The 6,020-nt window shown below is 48.1% G+C and carries 6 protein-coding genes; all 6 read left to right on the top strand.

The window, feature by feature from the left end; all coding sequences use genetic code 11:
* Nucleotides 1-267: 267 nt before the first annotated feature.
* The 6 genes from PGS38_RS14430 to PGS38_RS14405 all read left to right on the top strand — a co-directional run bounded on the left by PGS38_RS14430 (nucleotide 268) and on the right by PGS38_RS14405 (nucleotide 6,017).
* Entirely contained in the window at nucleotides 268-1,215 is a 948-nt protein-coding gene (locus tag PGS38_RS14430) for an L-lactate dehydrogenase (RefSeq protein ID WP_055219369.1), read from the top strand.
* 206 nt (nucleotides 1,216-1,421) lie between these two features.
* Entirely contained in the window at nucleotides 1,422-2,219 is a 798-nt protein-coding gene (locus PGS38_RS14425; RefSeq protein WP_022461168.1) for a CoB--CoM heterodisulfide reductase iron-sulfur subunit B family protein, read from the top strand.
* The gene (locus tag PGS38_RS14420; protein WP_055219367.1) at nucleotides 2,216-2,599 is read left to right on the top strand and encodes a 4Fe-4S dicluster domain-containing protein; all 384 of its coding nucleotides are present in this window, start codon (nucleotides 2,216-2,218) and stop codon (nucleotides 2,597-2,599) included. The genes PGS38_RS14425 and PGS38_RS14420 overlap by 4 nt, the downstream gene beginning before the upstream one ends.
* Nucleotides 2,600-2,632: 33 nt before the next feature.
* A complete protein-coding gene (locus PGS38_RS14415) occupies nucleotides 2,633-4,621 on the top strand; it encodes a CoB--CoM heterodisulfide reductase iron-sulfur subunit A family protein (RefSeq protein ID WP_055265381.1) in 1,989 nt (662 codons plus the stop codon).
* Nucleotides 4,612-5,064: a hydrogenase iron-sulfur subunit gene (locus PGS38_RS14410; protein WP_055265382.1), complete on the top strand. Its 453-nt coding sequence runs from the start codon at nucleotides 4,612-4,614 to the stop codon at nucleotides 5,062-5,064. Before PGS38_RS14415 ends, PGS38_RS14410 begins: the two co-directional genes overlap by 10 nt.
* Complete coding sequence (locus PGS38_RS14405; protein WP_055265384.1) at nucleotides 5,049-6,017, top strand: 4Fe-4S dicluster domain-containing protein; 969 nt, start codon at nucleotides 5,049-5,051, stop codon at nucleotides 6,015-6,017. The genes PGS38_RS14410 and PGS38_RS14405 overlap by 16 nt, the downstream gene beginning before the upstream one ends.
* Nucleotides 6,018-6,020: the final 3 nt, after the last annotated feature.

The raw sequence follows: 6,020 nt of genomic DNA, 5'->3' as shown, positions 1-6,020 counted from the left end.
GGGCTACTTATAAATATGCGTTGCTAAAAGCGAAATCTCTGGTTTTTGGAAAGAATTCTTGTGAAAAAGAACAAAAAATGGTATAATTGTATTGAAATATATCCAGAACACCCCTTCTGGAAGCGTACGGGCTCAGTGAGAAAAAAGATTTCACGAAAATGCTCGAAAAAAACACTTGTTAAATTCTTGTCATAGTGCTATGATAAGGAAAGTGAAAAATTTATCAATCACAAAAACCAACTAGGGGTATTTTAGAAAGGAGTATTTATGAGCAGCAAGATTACCATCATTGGAGCTGGAAGCGTTGGATCTACGATCGCCTATACACTGTCGAACGAAGACATCGCGTCTGAGATTGTTCTCATCGATATTAACAAGAAAAAAGTAGAGGGAGAGGTTATGGATATCGCGCAGGGTACCTGCTTCCGCGATCCGGTCTCCATCATCGCAGGTGAGTATGAGGATGCCAAGGACTCTGATATCGTAATTATTACTTCCGGTATTGCAAGAAAGCCTGGCCAGACCCGTATTGAGCTGACCCAGACCAACGTAAACATCTTAAAATCCATCACACCGGAAATCGTAAAAGCGGCTCCGAATGCCATCTACATCATTGTAAGCAACCCGGTTGATATCATGACCTACGTGTTTACAAAGATCTCCGGACTTCCGGAAAACCAGATCCTTGGTTCTGGTACCATGCTGGATTCCGCGAGACTTCGCTGCGGACTGTCTGAACACCTCAACATTGCCCAGAAAAACATCCACGCTTACGTATTCGGTGAGCACGGCGATACTTCCTTCATTCCGTGGAGCGGCGCTTACGTTTCCGGTGTCAGTCTGGACGAGTACTACGAGACCGTAGAAAAAATGGGCAGGAACGTAACCAAGATCGACAAAGATGCTATGCTGGAGTACGTAAGAACTTCCGGCGGACAGGTTATTGCAAACAAAGGAGCTACTTTCTATGCAGTATCTGTTGCAGTATGCAAACTGGTAGCAACCATTCTTTCTTCTTCCGATTCTGTAGCAACCGTATCTTCCATGATGCACGGTGAGTACGGCATCGAGGATGTATGCTTAAGCACACTGACCCTCGTTGGACCGAAAGGCGTACAGGGCAAGATTCCGATGCGTATGACAAAAGAGGAAGTAGAAAAACTCAAAGCAAGTGCCGACGCATTAAAAGCAGTTATCGCACAGATCGAGCACTAAGAGCGGGCAATAAGCTCAAAACATAAAATTTATGGCAGTGGCAGAAAGTGCGAAAGAGCGGTATCTCCCACTGCCTTAACGTGCGCCTGAAGAAATTTTCCGCCGGGTGTACATAAAAAGAGTACCGGAAATTTTTCCGGTGCCGGACAGAAGATACCGCAGGAAAAATGGAAACCAACAGGAGCAAGTAAGAAAGGAGCAATTCCATGACCTACAGTTATTTTCCGGGCTGTACGCTGAAGAACAAAGCAAAAGATCTGGATCATTATGCCAGAGAGTGCGCAAAAGTTCTGGGATTTGAACTGGAAGAAATTGAAAACTGGCAGTGCTGCGGAGCTGTGTATCCACAGGCATCCGATGAAATCGCCACAAAACTTTCTTCGGTTCGCGCCTTAGCAGACGCCAAAGAAAAAGGACAGGATCTGATCACAGTCTGTTCCGCCTGTCATCACGTGATCAAACGCGTAAACGATGACATGGCGAATGTAGAAGACATTCAGACAAAAGTAAACAACTACATGGCTCTTTCCGAGCCATATCTTGGCGAAACGAAAGTACTTCATTATCTGGAAGTGCTGCGTGACGTCGTTGGATTTGACAAGATCAAAGAGAAAGTGGTAAACCCATTAAAAGGAAGAAAAATCGGCGCATATTACGGCTGTATGCTGCTTCGTCCGAGCACCACAATGCAGTTTGACGATCCGGAAAATCCGACAATCATTGAAGACTTTATCAAGGCCCTTGGCGCAACACCGGTCGTATATCCGATGAGAAATGAGTGCTGCGGCGGCTACATATCCCTCAAAGAAAAGAAAATGGCATCCAACATGGTAGACCAGATCATGGCATCCGCATCCTACAAAGGAGCAGAAGAACTGATCACTGCATGTCCGCTTTGCATGTACAACCTGCGCAATAACGGAACAAAAGAAGGTCTTCCGGTTACCTACTTTACCGAGCTTCTTGCAGAAGCACTCGGCATCAAAGAGGAGGTGCAGGCATGAAAATTGCAACATCCGATGAAATCCGTGCCATCGCCGGTGTGGATACCAGAAAATGTATGAAATGCGGTAAATGTTCCGCATCCTGTCCTGCTTATAACGAAATGGACATCCGTCCGCATCAGTTTGTATCTTACGTACAGAACGGCGATGTGGAAGCACTGATGAACTCCAAGTCCATCTGGAAATGCCTCTCCTGCTTCGCATGTGTAGAGCGCTGTCCAAGAGACGTAAAACCTGCCAAACTGATCGAGGCAGTTCGTCTTTCCGTGATCCGTCAGAGAGGAGAGAATTATCTTTCTCCGGATGAAATTCCGGCTCTTCTGGATGATGAGACTCCGCAGCAGCTTCTGATGAGTGCATTCCGTAAATATAGAAAGTAAAAAACAACCCATCCACAGAAAGGTGAGAGAAAAGTGCAAAGAATAGGAGTATTTGTCTGCCACTGCGGTACAAATATTGCGGCTACGGTTGATGTCAAAAAAGTTGTTGACGTCATCAGCAAAGAGCCGGGTGTTGTTCATGCAGAGGATTATCAGTATATGTGTTCCGAAACGGGTCAGCAGAAAGTGATCGATGCCATTCAGAACGAGCATCTGACCGGCGTTGTCATCTGTTCCTGCTCTCCGCGTATGCATGAAGGAACGTTCCGCAAAGCAGCAGAAAAAGCGGGCCTGAACCCGTATCAGCTGGAGATTGCAAACATTCGTGAGCAGTGTTCCTGGATTCATAAAGACATGGAAGAGGCTACCGAGAAGGCCGTAATTCTGGCCCGTGCAGCCGTTGCTAAAGTTATGCTGGATACCCCGCTTACCCCGGGCGAGAGCCGCGTTGTAAAACGTGCGCTGGTGATCGGAGGCGGTATCGCAGGTATTCAGACTGCACTGGATATCGCAGATGCAGGCTATGAAGTAGATATCGTAGAGAAGACCCCGAGTATCGGCGGAAGAATGTCACAGCTTGACAAGACATTCCCGACCCTCGACTGTTCTTCCTGTATCCTGACTCCTCGTATGGGAGAGGTAAACGCGCATGAGAAGATCAACATCTATACCTACAGTGAGGTAGAGAGCGTTGGCGGATTCGTCGGTGATTTCAAAGTAGACATCCGTAAGAAAGCAAGATACGTAGATATGGACAAATGTACCGGATGCGGACTCTGTCAGGAGAAATGTCCTTCCAAGAAGAACCTGAGCGAGTTCAACAGAGGCCTGTCCAACCGTACTGCAATCTACACACCGTTCGCACAGGCAGTTCCGAACGTACCGGTTATTGATACTGCAAACTGTATCCACTTCAAAACCGGAAAATGCGGTATCTGCTCCAAAGTCTGTGCAGCAGGTGCAGTAAACTACGACCAGAAAGATGAAGTAATCACCAGAGAGTACGGCGCAATCGTTGTGGCAACTGGTTTCGATACCATCAGTCTGGACAAGTTTGACGAATATTATTACAACCAGAGCAAAGACGTAATTACCTCCCTTGAGATGGAGCGTCTGATGAATGCTGCCGGTCCGACAGGCGGTAAAGTAGTACGTCTTTCCAACGGCGAGCATCCGAAGGATATCGTATTTATCCAGTGTGTCGGTTCTCGTGACGTGACCTGCAGAGGAAAGAGCTACTGCTCCAAGATCTGCTGTATGTACACCGCAAAACAGGCTATGCTGGTGCGTGACCATTATCCGGATGTCAATGTACATGTCTTCTACATTGATGTTCGTACCCCGGGTAAAAACTTCGATGAGTTCTATCGCCGTGCGGTAGAAGAGTTTGATGTAGACTACATCAAAGGCCAGGTAGGAAAAGTATCCGAGGCTCCGAACGGACGTCTTCTGGTACAGGGTTCCGACCTGCTTGACAACCGTCAGATCAAAATGGAAGCAGACCTTGTTGTCCTTGCAACTGCCATCGAGCCGAGCAAAGATGCAAGAAAACTGGCTACCATGCTGACCGCAAGTATGGATACCAACGATTTCTTTACTGAGGCACACGCAAAGCTGCGTCCGGTAGAGTCCCCGACCGCAGGTGTCTTCCTCTCCGGCGTATGCCAGGGACCGAAAGATATCCCGGAGACCGTTGCACAGGCAGGAGCTGCTGCTGTCAAAGTAGTCGGACTGCTGGCAAAGGACAAACTGACCACCAACCCGTGTACAGCAGAATCCAATCCGCTGTTCTGTAATGGATGTGCATCCTGTGAAAAAGTCTGCCCATACGGCGCAATTTCCTACGAAGACCGTCAGGTCAACGACCATGGAATCCGTGAAACCAGACATGTGGCAGTCGTTAACGGCGCACTTTGCCATGGATGCGGTGCATGTACCGTTGCATGTCCGTCCGGCGCTATGGACCTGAAAGGATTCTCCAATAGACAAATTCTCGCGGAGGTAGATGCAATATGCCGATAGATAACAACGAAAACAAAGAATTTAAGCCAGTCATCGTGGCATTCTGCTGCAACTGGTGCTCCTACGCAGGAGCAGACCTGGCAGGTTCCAGCCGTCTTTCCTATCCGGCAGACGTAAAGATCATCCGTGTTCCATGTTCCTGCCGTGTCAATCCGCTCTTCATCTTAAGAGCATTCCAGAAGGGCGCTGACGGAGTCATCCTCTGCGGATGCCATCCGGGAGACTGCCATTACAGCACAGGAAACTATTATGCAAGAAGACGTATGACCCTGCTGTTCTCCATGCTGGATTACATGGGCGTTGAGAACGGACGTACCCGTGTGGAATGGGTATCCGCCGCAGAAGGTGTGAAATTCTCCCAGACCATGAACGAGTTCATCGAGCAGGTTACAAGCCTTGGTAAGAATGTCAGATTGGAGGATTTACGATGCAAGAAAAATTAGTATCCCGCGCAAAAGAGCTTCTGTCTGACGGTACCGTAGTCCGTGTTCTTGGCTGGAGAAAAGGTGACACTGATTTCAGTGCAGAGCCTGCATTCTTCGAGACTGCCGAGAGCCTTTCCGAGTTTACCTACGACGGATTCTGCGGCGCAAACCTTAGCAAATACATGATTAAAGCATCGAAAGAAGAAGGAAAAACACTCGTTTTCTTAAAACCGTGTGATACTTACAGCTTTAATCAGTTAATCAAAGAGCATCGTGTGGATCGCGAGAAAACCTATATCGTCGGCATCGGCTGCGATGGAAAACTCGATATCGAAAAGATCCGTGAAGCAGGATGCAAGGGTATTACCGCTGTAACAGAAGACGGCGATACCATCAAAGTGGCAACTGTTTACGGCGACAAAGAGCTCGCAAGAGAGGATGTTATCCTGGAAAGATGCAAAGCCTGCAAGGGCGGAAAACACGTTGCCTACGACGAGCTGGCAGAGAACTGCGACGAAGAGAAACCGGCAAAAGAAGGCCGTTTTGAACTGGTTGAGAAGCTCGAGGCAATGGCTCCGGAAGAGCGTTTCGCATTCTGGCAGAACGAACTGTCCCGCTGTATCCGCTGTAATGCATGCCGTAACGTATGTCCGGCCTGCAGCTGTATCAAATGTGTCTTCGATAATGACCGTTACGATACCGCACAGAAAGCAAATACGACTACATTTGAAGAGCAGATGTTCCACATTATCCGTGCATTCCACGTTGCCGGACGCTGCACCGACTGTGGCGAGTGTTCCCGTGTATGTCCGCAGCACATTCCGCTGCACCTGCTGAACCGTAAATTCATCAAAGATATCGACGAGTTCTACGGAGAGTATCAGGCAGGCGCCGATACCGACAGCCGTGCACCGCTCACCAACTTCACACAGGAAGATGTAGAGCCAAGTATCGTTAAGGAAAGGGGTTAAGGG

This window comes from Fusicatenibacter saccharivorans (assembly GCF_027667425.1).
Taxonomy (GTDB): Bacteria; Bacillota; Clostridia; order Lachnospirales; family Lachnospiraceae; genus Fusicatenibacter; species Fusicatenibacter saccharivorans.
Note: the sequence above shows the minus strand (reverse complement) of the source record. Positions and strands in the feature narration are given on the sequence as shown.

Bases quoted from the DNA above. Each gene is read 5' to 3' on its own strand.
- PGS38_RS14410 (WP_055265382.1), top strand. From the start codon at position 4,612: ATGCCGATAGATAACAACGAAAACAAAGAATTTAAGCCAGTCATCGTG.
- PGS38_RS14430 (WP_055219369.1), top strand. From the start codon at position 268: ATGAGCAGCAAGATTACCATCATTGGAGCTGGAAGCGTTGGATCTACG.
- PGS38_RS14425 (WP_022461168.1), top strand. From the start codon at position 1,422: ATGACCTACAGTTATTTTCCGGGCTGTACGCTGAAGAACAAAGCAAAA.
- PGS38_RS14420 (WP_055219367.1), top strand. From the start codon at position 2,216: ATGAAAATTGCAACATCCGATGAAATCCGTGCCATCGCCGGTGTGGAT.
- PGS38_RS14405 (WP_055265384.1), top strand. From the start codon at position 5,049: ATGCAAGAAAAATTAGTATCCCGCGCAAAAGAGCTTCTGTCTGACGGT.